This is a genomic window from Aquabacterium sp., assembly GCF_041909175.1.
GTDB lineage: Bacteria > Pseudomonadota > Gammaproteobacteria > Burkholderiales > Burkholderiaceae_C > Aquabacterium.
In genome coordinates this window covers 45,798-61,412 of record NZ_JAYRDZ010000008.1, presented here as the reverse complement: position 1 = coordinate 61,412, position 15,615 = coordinate 45,798, and the positions used below count along the sequence as shown (strand labels likewise).

The window sequence follows — 15,615 nt, the reverse complement described above, 5'->3', positions numbered from 1 at the left end:
GAAAACTGAAGGGCTTTGACGAGCAAACCGGACTAAACGCACACCTTGTCCGGCTTTCCGACGCAAGGCCACACACGGACGGGCCTCCAAGCCGATCAATCGCTCGACATCGCCCGCCAGAGGATGTTGAACAGTTCATCGAACTGGTCAATCAGCGGCCGTTTTTCGCCGCGCACGATGTGCATGAGCACCACGCGCCCGATGACACCCATGAAGACATCCAGCAGGATCTTGCTGGATACCTGCCGGTTGAGCACACCGCGTTGCTGCCCGTCCTTGAAGACACCGAGAAACGCCCCCATCAGATCCGGGCTTTCGTAAATGCGGATATTGCGGTGGCGGGACACCGGCACCGCCGTGAACAGCAGCAGCATCACCGCCGGGTGCTTGTCCATGTAGTCCAGCGTCACCCAACAGGTCTTGCGCAGGCGTTCGCGCGCGTCATCGATGCCCTGCAGGTGGTCGATCATGCGCTCGGCCAGGCGCCCGAGCATCACGTCCAGCATGGCGTAGACCAGCACCTCCTTGCTGCCGAAGTACTTGTAGATGGTCTGCAAGGACACGTTGGCGGCACGCGCCACATCGATCAGGCTGACGTCATGGAAGTCCTGATTGGAAAACAACTCCAGCACGGCCTTTTCGATGCGCTGCAGGGTGTCCGGACGCATTTTGGCCAGGATGGCGCGCCGGTCTGCCGCACCGGGTGCCGCCTCGATCCTGGCGCTGTCAGTTTGGGGAAGCATGGTTTCCGATATGGAAATTCAAATTACCAAATGGCGATCTTAAAAGGTAAATCAGGTGGGACACCCTTGTCAGAAAACGCGATCCTGAACAATATGGACAGCCTCATCTGAAGCCAACACGGATTGGTAATTCAGATTACCCAAAATATCCGCATTAACCCTAGATTACACCGAGAGACCGAGGAGACCCCATGCCCATTCAGAACTTCACCCCTGCCTGGATGACCGAAGACCACCGCATGCTCTATGACTCGGCGCTGCGTTTCTTCAAGGAACAATGGGTGCCCAAGGATGCCAAGTGGCGCGAACAGGGCTCGGTCGACCGCGAGACCTGGCTGGAAGCCGGCGCCAATGGCTTCCTGTGTGCCTCGATGCCGGAAGAGTACGGTGGCGCGGGCGGCGACTTTGGCCACGAAGCCGCCATCATGTTTGCGCAATGCGAGGCAGGGATCAGCAGCTTCGGCGGCTTCCTGCACTCGGGCATCGTCGCCCCCTACATCCTCCACTACGGCAGCGAGGAACAAAAGCGCCGCTGGCTGCCCAAGCTGGCCACGGGTGAACTGGTAGGCGCCATCGCCATGACCGAACCCGGCACGGGCTCGGACCTGCAGGGCGTGCGCACCCATGCCGTCAAGGAAGGCGACACCTACCGCCTCAATGGCAGCAAAACCTTCATCACCAACGGCCAACTCGCCAACCTGGTCATCGTGGTCTGCAAGACCAGCAAGGACGAAGGTGCACAGGGCATGTCGCTGCTGGTGGTCGAAACCGACGGCGCCACCGGCTTCCGCCGCGGCCGCAACCTCGACAAGCTCGGCATGGAAGGTCAGGACACCTCCGAGCTGTTCTTCGACGACGTGCTGGTGCCCGAAGCCAACCTGCTGGGTGGCGCCGAGGGCCAGGGCTTCTTCCAGCTGATGCAGGAACTGCCCCAGGAGCGTCTGATTGTCGCCATCTGCGGCGTGGGCTCGATGCAGCTGGCCGTCGATGAAACCCTGGCCTACACGAAGGAGCGCAAGGCTTTCGGCAAGCCCGTCTTTTCCTTCCAGAACACCCGCTTCAAGCTGGCCGAGTGCCAGGCCACGCTGATGGCCTCGCGTGCGCTGGTGGACGCCGCCATGGTGTCGCACCTGAAGGGTGAGCTGGGCGTCGACCGGGCGGCCCTGATCAAGTACTGGATCACCGACAACCAGTGCAAGGTGATCGACGAGTGCCTGCAGCTGTTTGGCGGCTACGGCTACATGAAGGAATACGTCATCGCCCGTCTGTGGGCCGATGCCCGTGTGCAGCGCATCTATGGCGGCACCAACGAAATCATGAAGGAACTGGCCTCGCGCTTCCTGTGACGCGCCGCGCCCTTCCATTCCTCCCCACCGAACACAAGGAGCTTCCATGATCGAAGCCTATATCTACGACGCCGTGCGCACGCCGCGCGGCAAGGGCAAGAAAGACGGCAGCCTGCACCAGGCCACGCCGGTGTGGCTGCTGCGCACGCTGCTGCAAGCCCTGCAGCAACGCAACCACCTCGACACCTCGGTGGTCGACGACGTGGTGCTGGGCTGCGTGACCCCGGTGGGCGAGCAGGGCTCGGACATCGCCCGCACCGCCGTGCTCGATGCCGGCTGGGCCGAGTCGGTCGCCGGCGTGACGCTCTCGCGTTTTTGCGCGTCTGGCCTGGAGGCCGTGAACCTGGCCACCGCCAAGATCATGTCCGGCATGGAAGACATGGTGGTGGCGGGCGGCATCGAATCGATGAGCCGCTGGCCCATGGGCAGCGATGGTGGCGCCTGGGTGATGGACCCACGCATCAACGCGGGTATCGCCTTCGTGCCGCAAGGCATCAGCGCCGACCTGATCGCCACGCTGGAAGGCTTCTCGCGCCAGGACCTCGACGCCTTCGCATCCGAATCGCACCGCCGTGCTGCCGTGGCGCAGGCCGAGGGCCGCTTTGCGCGCTCCATCGTGCCGGTGAAGGACCTCAACGGTCGCGTCATGCTCGACCGCGACGAAACCGTACGCCCCGGCACCTCCATCGACACGCTGGCCAAGCTGAGCCCCTCGTTCGAGATGCCTGGCCAGATGGGCTTCGATGCCACCGCGCTCGACAAGTACACCACCATCGAGAAGATCATGCACAGCCACCATGCCGGCAACTCGTCGGGCATCGTCGATGGTGCCGCGCTGCTGCTGCTGGGCAGCAAGGAAGCCGGCATCAAGGCTGGGCTCAAACCGCGCGCCAAGGTGCGCATGTGCTCGGTGATCGGCTCCGAACCCACCATCATGCTGACCGGCCCGACCCCCGCCTGCCGCAAGGCGCTCGACAAGCTCGGCATGACGGCCGGCGACATCGACCTGTGGGAAATCAACGAAGCCTTTGCCACGGTGCCCATGAAAACCGCACGTGATCTGGGCGTGTCGCTGGACCGCGTCAACGTCAACGGCGGCGCCATCGCCATGGGCCATCCGCTGGGTGCCACCGGCGCCATCATCCTGGGCACGGCCCTGGACGAACTGGAGCGCACCAACAAGGCCACCGCACTGGCCTCGCTGTGCATCGGTGCCGGCATGGGCATCGCCACCATCATCGAACGCGTCTGAGGAGGCTGCACCATGACTCACACCCAAGCCTTCACCCTCGACATCGACGCCAACGGCATCGGCCTGGTCACCATCGACATGCCCGGTCGCGCGATGAACGTGCTCAACCCCACGCTCACCGCCCCGTTCGCCGAGCTGGTCACCCGCCTCGAAACCGACGACGCCCTCAAGGGCCTGGTCATCACCTCGGGCAAGCCCACCTTCATCGTGGGCGCCGACATCGACCAGCTCACCCAGATCCAGACCGCCGACGAAGCCTTCACACTGTGCGAAGAACTCAAGGCCATGATGCGCCGCATGGAAAAGTGCGGCAAGCCGGTGGTCGCGGCACTCAACGGCACGGCACTCGGTGGCGGGCTGGAACTGGCCCTGGCCTGCCATGCCCGCATCGCCCTGAACAGCCCCAAGCTCAAGCTCGGTCTGCCCGAAGTGAAGCTGGGCCTGCTGCCGGGCGGCGGTGGCACACAGCGCGTTCCGCGCCTGATCGGCATTCAGAAAAGCTTTGAGCTGATCACCCAGGGCAAGGAACTGTCGGCCACCAAGGCCAAGGAGCTGGGCCTGGTCACCGAGCTGGCCGACACACCGGATGAGCTGATCGCCAAGGCCAAGGCCTGGTGCGCCGCCAACCCGAAAGCCGCCGCACCGTGGGACGTCAAGGGCTTCCGCATTCCCGGTGGCGACAGCAAGAGTCCCGCCGTGATCCAGATGCTGGCCATTGCCCCCTCCATGGCCAACGCCAAGGCCCATGGCAACTATCCGGCCATTACCCACATCATGAGCTGCCTGTTCGAAGGCTGTCTGCTGGACTTCGATGCCGCATCCCAGGTCGAGTCGCGCTACTTTGCGGCCTGCGTGGTTTCTCAAGTCTCGAAGAACCTGATCGGTACCTTGTGGCACCAGCTCAACGCCATCAAGAAGGGCCAGTCACGGCCCAAAGGCTTGCCCGCCAGCCAGGTCCGCAAGGTCGGCATCCTCGGCGCGGGCATGATGGGCGCCGGCATTGCCTATGTGTCGGCCAAGGCTGGCATCGACGTGGTGTTGCTCGACACCACGCAGGAGAACGCCGACAAGGGAAAGGCCTATTCGCAAGGCTTGCTCGACAAGGCCATCAGCCGCGGCAAGAGCACCACCGACAAGCGGGATGCCCTGCTGTCGCGCATCCACACCACCACCTCGTATGCAGACCTGGCGGACTGCGACCTCGTGATCGAAGCGGTGTTCGAAGACCGTGCGATCAAGGCCGCCTGCACCCAGCAAGCCGAAGCGGTGATCCCCGCCACGGCGGTGTATGCCTCGAACACCTCGACGCTGCCCATCACCGGTCTGGCCCAGGCCAGCGCCCGCCCTGAGCACTTCATCGGCCTGCACTTCTTCTCGCCGGTCGACAAGATGCCGCTGGTCGAGATCATCGTGGGCGAGCAGACCTCGGACGAGACCCTGGCCCGCGGCTTTGACTATGTGCTGCAGATTGGCAAGACCCCGATCGTGGTCAACGACAGCCGTGGCTTCTACACCTCGCGGGTGTTTGCCACCTATGTGATGGAAGGCATCGCGATGCTGGGCGAAGGCGTGCACCCGCGCTCCATCGAGGTGGCGGGCTTGAAGGCCGGCATGCCCATGCCGCCCCTGGCCCTGCAAGACGAGGTCTCGCTGAGCCTGTCACTGCACATTGGCGAGCAGACACGCAAGGATCTGGCAGCCGAAGGCAAGACTGTGCCGGACCACCCGGCCAACGCGGTGCTGGTGAACATCGGCGCCACCCACCAACGCGTGGGCAAGAAGGCCGGCAAGGGCTTCTATGACTACAACGGCAAGGAGAAGACCCTCTGGCCCGAACTGACCCGGCTGTATCCGCCGCAGGCCACACAACCCGGCCAGCAAGAGCTGATCGACCGCCTGATGTTCATCCAGGCCAACGAAGCGGCCCGCTGCTACGAAGAAAAGGTGGTGCGATCGGTGGCCGACACCAACATCGGCTCCATCTTCGGCTGGGGCTTTGCGCCCCACCAGGGTGGCGCGCTGCAGTTCATCAATGCGATGGGGGCCACGCGTTTTGTGGCCCGCAGCCGTGAACTCGCGCAACGCCACGGCGCACGCTTCGAGCCGGCCGCCATCATCGTGCGCATGGCCCAGGAAGGCAGCCGCTTCGAAGACTGAGACAGGAGCCCCCCATGCCCGCCCCGTCCCTCGACTACTTCAACGACACCCACCACATGGTCCGGGAGAGCACCCGGCGCTTTGTGAAGGACTGCATCACCCCGCATGTGACCGAGTGGGAGGAAGCCGGCACGTTTCCCCGTGCGTTGTATCGACAGGCGGGCGAGCTGGGCCTGCTCAGCATCGGCCACCCCGTCACCTACGGTGGCACGGGTGATCAGGACGTGTTCCTGAAGGTCGCAGCCAGCGAAGAGCTGATGCGCTGCGGCTCCGCCGGTCTGGTCGCCAGCCTCGGCTCGCTGGACATCGCCTTGCCCCCCGTCTGGCGCATGGGCAGCAAGGCCTTGCAGGACCGCATCGTGCCGGGCGTACTGGCGGGCAACGAGATCATGGCGCTGGGCATCACCGAGCCCGGCGCCGGCTCGGATGTGGCCAACCTGCGCACCCGCGCCATCCGCGATGGAGACGATTACATCATCAACGGCGCCAAGACCTTCATCACATCCGGCATCCGGGCCGATCACTACACGGTGGCCGTGCGCACCGGCGAGCCCGGCTACAACGGCATCTCGCTGCTGGTGATCGACCGCGATACGCCCGGCTTCAGCATCGGCCGCAACCTGGAGAAGATGGGCTGGTGGGCCAGTGACACGGCCGAGCTGTTCTTCGACCAATGCCGCGTACCGGCCAGCAACCTGCTGGGCCCGGAAAACTCCGGCTTTTTCACCATCATGCTCAACTTTCAGATGGAGCGGCTCAACCTCTCCATCATGGCCTACATGACCGCCCAGCTGGCACTGGAGCAATGCCTGGACTACGTGCGCACCCGCGAGACCTTCGGCAAGCCGCTGGCCAAGCACCAGGTGATCCGCCACAAGCTGGCCGAGATGGCCACACAGGTTGAAGTGGCACGCGAGTACACCTACCGGTGTGCCGCCCGCATGGCCGCAGGTGAACAGGTCATCAAAGAGATCTCGATGGCCAAGAACTTCGCCACGCGCGCCTCCGACATGGTCACCCACGAAGCCGTGCAGATCTTTGGCGGCATGGGCTATATGCGCGAATCGCTGGTGGAGCGCCTCTACCGCGACAACCGCATCCTCTCGATTGGCGGCGGCACGCACGAGATCATGAACGAGATCATCGCCAAACAACTGGGACTCTGAAACCCGCATGACCACGCCCGCTTTGCTCGATGGACTGCGCGTCCTCGACCTGACCCGCAACCTGCCTGGCCCCTTTGCCACCCGCATGCTGGCCGACCTTGGCGCCAGCGTGGTCAAGGTCGAACCGCCCGAAGGTGACCCAGCCCGTGCCCTGCCACCCTTGTTCGATGCCCTGATGCCCGGCAAGACCACACGCCGCATCGACTTCCGACAGGCGGCCGACCTGGACGAGCTGCGCACCTGGGTCTGTGATGCAGACGTCCTTGTCGAGGGCTTTCGCCCCGGCGTGATGGCCAGCATGGGCCTGGGCTTCGAGGCGCTGCGGGCCCTGCAGCCACGGCTCGTCATGTGTTCCATCACCGGCTATGGCCAGTCTGGCGACTGGGCAGACCGGGCAGGCCACGACCTCAACTACATGGCCATGTCGGGTGCGCTGGACCAGATGCGCGGCGCCGATGGCCAGCCGGTCATGTCCAACATCCAGTGGGGGGACCTGGCCGGCGGCAGCTCGATGGCCGTGGTGGGCATCCTCGCCGGGGTCTGGTCCGCGCAACGCACCGGCACCGCCTGCCATGTCGACATCAGCATGACCCATGGGCTGATGGCCCACCAGATCATGCCGCTGGCCACCGGCGCGATGATGCAGCCCCTGCTGGGGCGCCAGCCCGGCGCACGTGAAGACATGCTCAACGGCGCCCTGCCCTGCTACAGCCTTTACGCCACGGCCGATGGTCGCACCCTGGCGGTGGGATCGCTCGAACACAAGTTCTGGTCCCTGGTCTGCCAGACCTTGGGCCACCCCGAGTGGACCGATCGCCACTGGCAACGCGGGCTCTTGCCCAACACCCCGGCGTCCGACGCCCTGCGGGCGGAGGTGGCCGCCCTGATCGACAGCCAGCCCCTGGCGCACTGGCAAGCCCTGTTCGCCGGGGTCGATGCCTGCGTGACGCCGGTCCTGACCCTGGCCGAGGCCCGCCAGCACCCGCTGTTCAGCCGGCAGCACCGCGAGCCCTGGGTGATCCGGCACGCCACGCAGCCCGCACAAGCGTGAAGTAACCCCTGGTCAGTTGTCATGCTCGCCCGGTAAAATACGCGTTTACCCTTATAAATAGACGCTCGAGGACAACATGACAACCGCGGCCGGGCATCTCGCGCCCGACACGCGCCAGCGTTGGCGTGGCGTGGTGGCCCTCAATCTGGTCTCCACCTTCTCTCAGATCGGCCAATACGGCATCGGTTTTTCGCTCTACCCGCTGGCCCTGGAAGCCCGCGGTCTGCCAGCCTGGCAGATCGGGGTCATCAGCTCGGCCCTGTGGCTGGGCATGCTCGCGGGCCTGTTGCTCGCCCCAATGGCCGTGCGCCGCCTGCACCACAGCCGCACCGTGCTGGTGGGTGTGGTGCTCAGCGCCCTGGCCCTGATGCTCACGCCGGCACTGCCGGTGACGTGGTGGGCCGTGCCTGCAGCCGCCTGCGGCTTCGGCATGGGCTTTCGCTGGATCGGCAATGAAACCTGGCTCTTCGGCATCATGCCGGAAGAGGGGCGCGGCCGCATCGTCGGCTTCCATGAAACCCTGATTGCGATTGCCGCAGTCACAGGCCCCGCCCTGATCGCCGTGCTCGGCGCCACCGGCTGGCCCTCCTTTCTGGTGGGCGGCCTCCTGAGTCTGGCAGCGGCCGTGCCGCTTCAGGCGGCTGGTGGCGTGCAACTGGGTGACGACGCCGTGCCGACGCCCGCCATGCGCGCCGGCGTGTCCTGGTGGGTGCTGGTCAAGCGCTTCATCACCCTCGGTGCCATCCTCGCGGGCATCGGCGGCATCACCGAAGGCGCCATCCTGGGCGTGTTCCCTGTTTACGCCCGAGAACGCGGTTTTGACAGCAGCGAAGCGGCCTGGTTGCTGTCGGTCTTCGGCATGGGCTCGCTGTTCCTTCAGTTCCTGCTGGGCTGGATCGTCGACAGCTGGGGCATGCGGGCCGCTGCCACCTGCGCGGCCGTGGTGACCGCCATCTGTGCGCTGTTTGCCAGCATCGCAGCCCCTGCAGGCCAGCTCTTCACCGTGCTGATGTTCCTGCTGGGCGGTGGCATCACCGGCTTCCTGACCCTGGGTCTGATCGCCGCCACAGAGCACGCCGACCCGGCACGCCTGGCTGAAGATGTGTCACGCGTGTCCATTGTCTTCACGCTGCTCTCGGCCATCGGCCCCGTGCTCGTGGGCGGGCTCGCCTCACTGGCCGGCGGCACCATGCTGATGGTGTTTGCCTGCTTCACCTCGGTGGTGCTGCTGACCACCCTCAAGCTGTTCCGCTGAACCTCGGCATCCCCCTCAGCGGATGCCGACAAACATCTTCCAGCGCCGACGGTTTTCCTGTTTGGCTTCGAACAGGGCCTGCTCGGCCTGGCTGAGCAACTTGGCAACCGACTCGACGCTGTCGTCATAGCCGGCCATACCGACCGACACGCCCACGCCGACCTCGTCCCCATCGGACAGGGCAATTGGCTGGGTCACCGAGCGCACAATGCGCCGCGCCAGCACCTGGGCCGACTCTTCGCCGCCATGACGCATGACGATGCCAAATTCATCGTCGCCGATGCGGGCCAGCACATCGCCCAACCGCACCTGCTCACGCAGGCGGCGCGCCACCTCGCAAAGCACTTCGTCACCGGCCACCCGACCGAAGCCCTCCTTGATGTCAGCAAAGCCATCGAGGTCCAGGATCAGCACGGTGAAAGGTTCGCCATTGCGCATCGCGTGGCGCAACTCCACGTCCAGCGCCTGGTCCATCTGCGTGCGATTGGCCAGACCGGTCAGGGTATCGAGCAGCGCCAGCTGCCCCATCTGCTCCAGGCGGGCCGTCGAATCCCGCAGGCCGCGCGCCAGCATCGCCAGATCCTGCAGCGCATCACGCTGCTCTTCTGAAAAATCACGGGCCGGCCCGTCCATCACGGCCAGCATGCCGTACACCCGCCCGGCCGCATCCTGAAGCGGGATACCCAGATAGGCCCGCAAGATGGGCACCGACATCAGCAGCGGGCTGTCGTGAAAGCGGTCATCGACACAGACATCGCGCACCGCCAAGGGTGCCAGGCTCGTGCCCAGCGCCTGATCCGTCAACAGCATCAACCGCTCGATGTCCCGCTCGGGCAGGCCCACCCCGCCAGCCAGCACCAGCTCATTGTCTTTGTGCAGCCCCACCCACGCGACAGGTACAGCCGCCACGCGGGCAGCGAGCCTGGCAATCAGGTGGCACTGAAAGTCGGACTGCAGGGGGGACATGACAGGGTGGCTCATGGGGCACCAGAAAAGGCTGAAGGACTGACCACAGTTTCGACCGGATGGGCAGGTTCTTGAGCCGTGGACGCCCTCGCCCCCTCATCCGGGTATGCGTCTTTCGCATATCCAAACGCATTCTGCATCCGGCAAGTATCCATCGGCATTTATATCCAATACAGCATGAGGGCGCACGCGAATAATGAGTTCAGGTCATTAAGAACCCCACCTGAGCGACCCAAAACGCATGAACGCCAACGAGACCTACCCGATCACGGCGCGGGACGACGCGCACTGGATCCCCGAATACCGCGACGGCGCCACACCCCGCAGCTGGAACCTGGCGCACGTGGTGGCGGAATTACGCAAGTCCCGCGAATGGACCCACAACGTGCGCCACAAGGGGCATGTTCGTGAGATGCCCTCGCGCGACAAGCTCGGGCTGGTGATCGCCGGGCTGAGCGCGGCCCTCTTTCCGACGCACTACGGGCGAGCCGACCTCAACGACGAGAGCATCGACTACTACGTCGGTGACACCCTCAACCACACGCTGGTGCTGCTGGCCGAGCAGGTCCGCCGTGGCCTGCTGTTCACGGCGGACGCCGACCCCATCAACGAAGACGAGCTGGCTCAGCGTGCACACGACATCACACGGGACTTCGCCGCCCGGCTACCCGCCATCCGGGCCCTGCTGGTGAGCGACCTGCAGTCTGCCTACCAGGGTGATCCGGCTGCCACCAGCGTGTCGGAAATCCTGCTGTGCTACCCGGGCATGACGGCCATCATCTACTACCGGCTGGCACATGCGCTCTTCGAGCTCGGTGCCACGGTGCTGGCGCGACTGGTCTCCGACATCGCGCACTCCCAGACCGGTATCGACATCCACCCGGGGGCACGCATCGGCCCGGCCTTTTTCATCGACCACGGCACTGGTGTCGTGATCGGCGAGACCACCGTCATCGGCGAGCGTGTGCGCCTCTATCAGGCCGTCACGCTGGGTGCCAAGCGCTTTCCAACCGATGCCGAAGGGCACCTCGTCAAAGGGCTGCCGCGCCACCCCATCGTCGAAGACGACGTCGTCATCTACGCCGGCGCCACGGTGCTTGGTCGCATCACGATCGGCCGAGGCTCGACCATCGGCGGCAACGTCTGGCTCACCCACGACGTGCCACCCGGCAGCAACGTCAGCCAGGCCCTCAACCGACACAGCTGATCCCTGCCCCCCTTTTCCCTCCCACTGTCCTGAGAAATAGGAGAACGGCTCATGGCCAACACCGCAGAACAAAGTACCGCATTGGGCGACATCGCCGCGAGACAGCTCGCCATCGCCACACGCACCGTGCCCCAGATGGGCACGATCACCCCTCGCTGGCTGACCCTGCTCTTGCAATGGGTCCCGGTTGAGGCCGGCATCTACCGGGTCAACAAGGTCAAGGACGCATCCAGCGTCACCGTGGACTGTTCAGGACGCGACGAGCGCATCCTGCCGCAGACCTTTGTCGACTACATCGAGAACCCGCGCGAATACCTGCTGTCAGCCGTGAACACGGTGCTCGATGTGCACACCCGCGTCTCGGACCTTTACTCGAAGCCCTACAACCAGATCTCCGAACAGCTTCGCCTGACCATCGAAACCATCAAGGAACGCCAGGAAAGCGAGCTCATCAACAACAAGGAATATGGCCTGCTCAACAATGTGGCCCCGCACCAGCACATCCAGACCCGCACAGGTGCACCCACACCAGACGACCTCGACGAGCTGCTGACCAAGGTCTGGAAAGAGCCCGGCTTCTTCCTCGCTCACCCGCTGGCCATTGCAGCCTTCGGTCGTGAATGCACCCGCCGCGGTGTGCCTCCCCCCACCGTATCCCTGTTCGGTTCCCAGTTCATCACCTGGCGCGGCATCCCGCTGATCCCCTGCGACAAGATCAAGATCGAGGACAACAAGACCAAGATCCTGCTGATCCGCACCGGTGAAAGCCGTCAGGGCGTGGTGGGGCTCTATCAGCCCGACCTGCCAGGTCAGCAAAGCCCCGGCCTGGCCGTGCGCTTCATGGGCATCAACCACAAGGCGATCGCCTCCTATCTGGTCTCCCTGTATTGCTCGCTGGCGGTGCTGACAGACGATGCCATCGCCGTGCTCGAAGACGTCGAAATCGGCAAGTACCATGAGTACAACTGAACTCGCCCAAGCGGGCATCCCTGATGTCGAGGCACTGGCGCAACTGGCCAACCAGTTCTTCTCGTCATGGCCTGGCCAGCCCAGCACGCCCCCCACGTCGACAGGAGGTGGGTTGCCGCCGGGTCTGTCACACCTGGGTGGCGCAGCCAACCCTCATCCGCTGGCACCATCCAATGTGATCGGCACCCAGTCCCTGCCGGGGTTGGACGTCCCCACCGTGCCAGATCAGACCATCGACCCGGCGCAGTGGGGTTTGCCATCGGATGCCGACCTGGCTCGTCTGGGCTCCCCCCGTCACCTTGAGCAGGCCGCTGCAAGCGGCCACGCGTTGGCCTCGTCGGTGCCCAGCTTCTATTTCCTCGACACCGGGGCGCTCGCCAAGGCAGGGGGCATCCACACGCCAGGGCTGGTCCATGCGCTGCCCGAGCAAGGTATCCAGTCCTTCAAGCCGCCGTTCGACGTGAACCTGATCCGCCGCGACTTCCCCATCCTGCAGGAGCGGGTAAATGGTCGCCCGCTGATCTGGCTCGACAACGCCGCGACAACGCAGAAGCCCCAATCGGTCATTGACCGCCTGTCGTGGTTCTATCAGCATGAGAACTCGAACATCCACCGTGCGGCCCATGAACTGGCGGCCCGGGCAACGGATGCCTACGAGGCCGCTCGCGACAAGGTCAGAGGGTTTCTCAATGCGCGCTCGGTCAACGAAATCGTGTTCGTGCGCGGTACCACGGAAGCCATCAACCTGGTGGCCAAGAGCTGGGGGCAGGCCCATCTGCGAGCAGGCGACGAGATCATCGTCAGCCATCTGGAGCACCATGCCAACATCGTGCCGTGGCAACAACTGTGTGCCACGACCGGCGCCAAACTGCGCGTGATACCGGTCGATGACGACGGCCAGGTCATCCTGGACGAGTACGCCAAGTTGCTGGGCCCACGTACCCGCATCGTTTCCTTCACACAGGTATCCAATGCACTGGGCACCATCACACCGGCCAAGCAGATGGTGGACATGGCGCATGCTGCGGGAGCCAAGGTGCTGGTTGACGGAGCCCAGTCGGTATCGCACATGCGTGCCGACGTGAGCCATCTGGACTGCGACTGGTTTGTGTTCTCCGGCCACAAGGTGTTCGGGCCGACCGGCATCGGCGTGCTCTACGGCAAGGAGGCCCTGCTTGACGAGATGCCCGCCTGGCAAGGCGGCGGCAACATGATCAAGGATGTGACCTTCGAGCATACCGAGTACCACGGTGCACCGGCCCGTTTCGAAGCGGGCACCGGCAACATCGCGGACGCAGTCGGTCTGGGCGCTGCCATCGACTACGTGAACCAGTTTGGTATCGATGCCATTGGGGCCTATGAGCACCAGTTGTTGCTCTATGCCACACGCCTGCTGAAGGATGTGCCCGGACTGCGATTGATCGGCACCGCGCCCGACAAGGCTGCCGTGCTGTCCTTCACGCTACCCGGCCTGCGGACCGAGGAGGTCGGCGCGGCGCTCAACCAGGATGGGATTGCGGTGCGGTCCGGGCACCACTGCGCCCAACCGATTCTGAGACGCTTCGGCCTGGAAGCCACCGTCCGCCCCTCGCTGGCCTTCTACAACCACTGCGGCGACATCGATGCACTTGTGTCATCGCTGCACAAACTGGTGGGCAGCCAGAAACGGGTGTACTGACCGCAGCCCACACCATCCCGCCACGCCAGCGCCTTCACAGGCCTGGCGTTTTTTCATGCCTGGTCTTCGAGCACCACCACGCGGGCGTCGGCGCCAGCCGGACCCAGGTCCTCATGGCTGGCAATGACGATGGCCTGCTGTCCTTGACGCGCCAACTCGTCCAGGCTGCGCAACAGGTGCGCAGTCGACTGACGATCCAGAGCGCTGCGCGGATCATCCATCAGCACCACCGACGCGCCGACCGACAAGGCCGCCGCCAGCCACACCTTGCGCTGGGCGCCAAGAGACAGCGCCCGAATAGGTGAACTCAGCAGCAGATCCAGCTGGAAGCCAGAGATATGACGCCGCCAGGCGACCACATCGAAACGCGGGTAAAGCTGCTTCAGGACGAGAAAGTAATCCACCACACTGAGGTAGCCGACGGGCATGCCCGCAGCACCGCAATAGAAGACCTCCTTGCGGAAGTCGGCCGGCTGCTGGCGCTCATCGTGCCCGAGCACGGCAATGTGCCCGGCATACCCATCCTGCGTACCCGCCAGCAACCTCAGCAAGGTGCTTTTGCCCACGCCGTTGCCACCCTTGAGCCAGGTCAGCCCACGGGAAAAGACATGGCTCCACCCATCAAACAAACGAGGCTGCCTCTCGGCAAAACCGAAAGACAGATCGCGAACGGACACCACATGGGTAGCGGAATGGGGATGTTGAACTTCTGTCATGCCATGACTCCAGCCGAGCGGCTCAGGCAACGTTCGAGTCAACATGTCACAAAGAGTTCCGTCCGTGATGCCGCGGGTGTCTTCTTCGTGACAGGGTCTCATGCTGGCGCGTGCTTCGCGGCTATCTGGGTCATCGCCAGGCGCGCCATCTTGCGCACCTCGGGATCGGCGTCCTCTGCAGCGATACGCAAGGCGGGCAAAGCCTCCGCATCCCCGATTTCACCCAGGGCAATGGCTGCCTCCTTGCGCAGGTTGACCATGTCATGTGACAGCGCATGGCGCACCAGTGGCCCGGTGGCGCGGCGGTCACGCAGGCGGCCCAGGGCGCGCGCGGCGATCAGGCGAACCTGCCAGTACCCGTCCGACAAGGCATCGACCAGTGGCTCGACACTGTCGGACAAGCGCAGTTTGCCCAGTGTGGCCGCGGCCTCCTCTCTGACCTGCCAGGCGTCATCTTGCAAGGCACTCAACAGCGCCGGCAAGACGGCCGCCTCGTGTCCCTGGGCCAGGCCCAACGCACCAGCGGCAGCACGACGCACCGCCACAACCGGATCTGATGCAGCAAGTCGCTCCAGCGCAGGCAATGCAGCGGCATCTTTCAGCCAGCCGAGCAGCCCGACTGCAGCCAGCCGAACCCGGTCATCGACATCATCGGCGCCGCGCAGCGCAGCCCCCAGGCTGGCAGGCAGACGCAGTTCGCGCAGGGCGTGCAACAAACTGGCCAGGACAAAGCCTTCAGCCCGCTCCAACCGAGGCAGCAGCAAGGCCCCACTGGCGGGCTGCTTGATCTCGGCAAGGCTGATGGCCGCAGCAGAACGCACCTGTTCGGATGGGTCACTCAGACTGGCGACAAGCGCATGGATCACATCCGGCAGTTCCCAGTACGCCAGCGCAGCGGCTACTTCCTGTCGTACACGTTCATCGGGATCAGACAAGGCCCGGATCAGCCACGGTGCGTGTGCGTCATTTTCCCCCTCCGCCAGTTCAGACAAAGCCAGGCGACGCATCGCCGGATCTTCAGCATGCAGACGCGGCCACAAGGCAAACAGTTCGGGATCAGCCTGCGCATCAGGCGGGGCTTCGGTTGGCAGCAATTGGGCAGTCATTCA

General features: G+C 64.5%; 13 protein-coding genes. 9 read left to right on the top strand and 4 right to left on the bottom strand.

All coding sequences use genetic code 11. The features are described 5' to 3' along the window. Positions 1-95: 95 nt before the first annotated feature. Entirely contained in the window at positions 96-743 is a 648-nt protein-coding gene (locus ACE3PH_RS12575) for a TetR/AcrR family transcriptional regulator (RefSeq protein ID WP_374319478.1), read from the bottom strand. A 191-nt stretch (positions 744-934) separates the two neighbouring features. Here ACE3PH_RS12575 and ACE3PH_RS12570 point away from each other — a divergent pair, with 191 nt between their 5' ends. The 6 genes from ACE3PH_RS12570 (at position 935) to ACE3PH_RS12545 (ending at position 8,970) form a co-directional block, all read left to right on the top strand. Further along, entirely contained in the window at positions 935-2,089 is a 1,155-nt protein-coding gene (locus ACE3PH_RS12570) for an acyl-CoA dehydrogenase family protein (protein ID WP_374319476.1), read from the top strand. A gap of 46 nt (positions 2,090-2,135) precedes the next feature. Then, on the top strand, positions 2,136-3,341 hold the full coding sequence (locus ACE3PH_RS12565; RefSeq protein ID WP_374319474.1) for an acetyl-CoA C-acetyltransferase: 1,206 nt from the start codon (positions 2,136-2,138) through the stop codon (positions 3,339-3,341). A 12-nt stretch (positions 3,342-3,353) separates the two neighbouring features. Continuing rightward, positions 3,354-5,498, top strand: coding sequence for a 3-hydroxyacyl-CoA dehydrogenase NAD-binding domain-containing protein (locus ACE3PH_RS12560; RefSeq protein WP_374319472.1), 2,145 nt, complete (start codon positions 3,354-3,356; stop codon positions 5,496-5,498). A 14-nt stretch (positions 5,499-5,512) separates the two neighbouring features. Then, the gene (locus tag ACE3PH_RS12555; protein ID WP_374319470.1) at positions 5,513-6,664 is read left to right on the top strand and encodes an acyl-CoA dehydrogenase family protein; all 1,152 of its coding nucleotides are present in this window, start codon (positions 5,513-5,515) and stop codon (positions 6,662-6,664) included. 7 nt (positions 6,665-6,671) lie between these two features. Continuing rightward, the gene (locus ACE3PH_RS12550; RefSeq protein ID WP_374319468.1) at positions 6,672-7,715 is read left to right on the top strand and encodes a CaiB/BaiF CoA transferase family protein; all 1,044 of its coding nucleotides are present in this window, start codon (positions 6,672-6,674) and stop codon (positions 7,713-7,715) included. A 76-nt stretch (positions 7,716-7,791) separates the two neighbouring features. Further along, positions 7,792-8,970 carry an MFS transporter gene (locus ACE3PH_RS12545; RefSeq protein WP_374319466.1) on the top strand — a complete coding sequence of 393 codons (1,179 nt, stop codon included), beginning with the start codon at positions 7,792-7,794 and terminating at the stop codon, positions 8,968-8,970. Positions 8,971-8,985: 15 nt separating this feature from the next. Here ACE3PH_RS12545 and ACE3PH_RS12540 read toward each other — a convergent pair whose 3' ends face one another. Beyond that, on the bottom strand, positions 8,986-9,936 hold the full coding sequence (locus ACE3PH_RS12540; RefSeq protein ID WP_374319464.1) for a GGDEF domain-containing protein: 951 nt from the start codon (positions 9,934-9,936) through the stop codon (positions 8,986-8,988). Between the two features lie 241 nt (positions 9,937-10,177). Between ACE3PH_RS12540 and epsC the strand changes: the two genes are divergently transcribed. From epsC to ACE3PH_RS12525, 3 genes are read left to right on the top strand one after another with little or no spacing between them, the layout of a single operon-like run. Further along, positions 10,178-11,143: a serine O-acetyltransferase EpsC gene (epsC, locus tag ACE3PH_RS12535; protein WP_374319462.1), complete on the top strand. Its 966-nt coding sequence runs from the start codon at positions 10,178-10,180 to the stop codon at positions 11,141-11,143. A gap of 51 nt (positions 11,144-11,194) precedes the next feature. Next, the gene (locus ACE3PH_RS12530) at positions 11,195-12,112 is read left to right on the top strand and encodes a family 2A encapsulin nanocompartment shell protein (RefSeq protein WP_374319460.1); all 918 of its coding nucleotides are present in this window, start codon (positions 11,195-11,197) and stop codon (positions 12,110-12,112) included. Next, positions 12,099-13,790, top strand: a complete 1,692-nt coding sequence (locus tag ACE3PH_RS12525; protein ID WP_374319458.1) for a family 2A encapsulin nanocompartment cargo protein cysteine desulfurase — start codon at positions 12,099-12,101, stop codon at positions 13,788-13,790. Before ACE3PH_RS12530 ends, ACE3PH_RS12525 begins: the two co-directional genes overlap by 14 nt. 53 nt (positions 13,791-13,843) lie before the next feature. Here ACE3PH_RS12525 and ACE3PH_RS12520 read toward each other — a convergent pair whose 3' ends face one another. Both ACE3PH_RS12520 and ACE3PH_RS12515 read right to left on the bottom strand, forming a co-directional pair. Continuing rightward, positions 13,844-14,506: an ATP-binding cassette domain-containing protein gene (locus ACE3PH_RS12520; RefSeq protein ID WP_374319456.1), complete on the bottom strand. Its 663-nt coding sequence runs from the start codon at positions 14,504-14,506 to the stop codon at positions 13,844-13,846. Between the two features lie 98 nt (positions 14,507-14,604). Then, positions 14,605-15,612: a HEAT repeat domain-containing protein gene (locus ACE3PH_RS12515; RefSeq protein WP_374319454.1), complete on the bottom strand. Its 1,008-nt coding sequence runs from the start codon at positions 15,610-15,612 to the stop codon at positions 14,605-14,607. Positions 15,613-15,615: the final 3 nt, after the last annotated feature.

Coding starts and splice junctions, on each gene's coding strand:
- ACE3PH_RS12515 (WP_374319454.1), bottom strand. CDS start 15,612: ATGACTGCCCAATTGCTGCCAACCGAAGCCCCGCCTGATGCGCAGGCT.
- ACE3PH_RS12555 (WP_374319470.1), top strand. CDS start 5,513: ATGCCCGCCCCGTCCCTCGACTACTTCAACGACACCCACCACATGGTC.
- ACE3PH_RS12540 (WP_374319464.1), bottom strand. CDS start 9,936: ATGTCCCCCCTGCAGTCCGACTTTCAGTGCCACCTGATTGCCAGGCTC.
- ACE3PH_RS12575 (WP_374319478.1), bottom strand. CDS start 743: ATGCTTCCCCAAACTGACAGCGCCAGGATCGAGGCGGCACCCGGTGCG.
- ACE3PH_RS12570 (WP_374319476.1), top strand. CDS start 935: ATGCCCATTCAGAACTTCACCCCTGCCTGGATGACCGAAGACCACCGC.
- ACE3PH_RS12530 (WP_374319460.1), top strand. CDS start 11,195: ATGGCCAACACCGCAGAACAAAGTACCGCATTGGGCGACATCGCCGCG.
- ACE3PH_RS12520 (WP_374319456.1), bottom strand. CDS start 14,506: ATGACAGAAGTTCAACATCCCCATTCCGCTACCCATGTGGTGTCCGTT.
- ACE3PH_RS12545 (WP_374319466.1), top strand. CDS start 7,792: ATGACAACCGCGGCCGGGCATCTCGCGCCCGACACGCGCCAGCGTTGG.
- ACE3PH_RS12565 (WP_374319474.1), top strand. CDS start 2,136: ATGATCGAAGCCTATATCTACGACGCCGTGCGCACGCCGCGCGGCAAG.
- ACE3PH_RS12525 (WP_374319458.1), top strand. CDS start 12,099: ATGAGTACAACTGAACTCGCCCAAGCGGGCATCCCTGATGTCGAGGCA.
- ACE3PH_RS12560 (WP_374319472.1), top strand. CDS start 3,354: ATGACTCACACCCAAGCCTTCACCCTCGACATCGACGCCAACGGCATC.
- ACE3PH_RS12550 (WP_374319468.1), top strand. CDS start 6,672: ATGACCACGCCCGCTTTGCTCGATGGACTGCGCGTCCTCGACCTGACC.
- epsC (WP_374319462.1), top strand. CDS start 10,178: ATGAACGCCAACGAGACCTACCCGATCACGGCGCGGGACGACGCGCAC.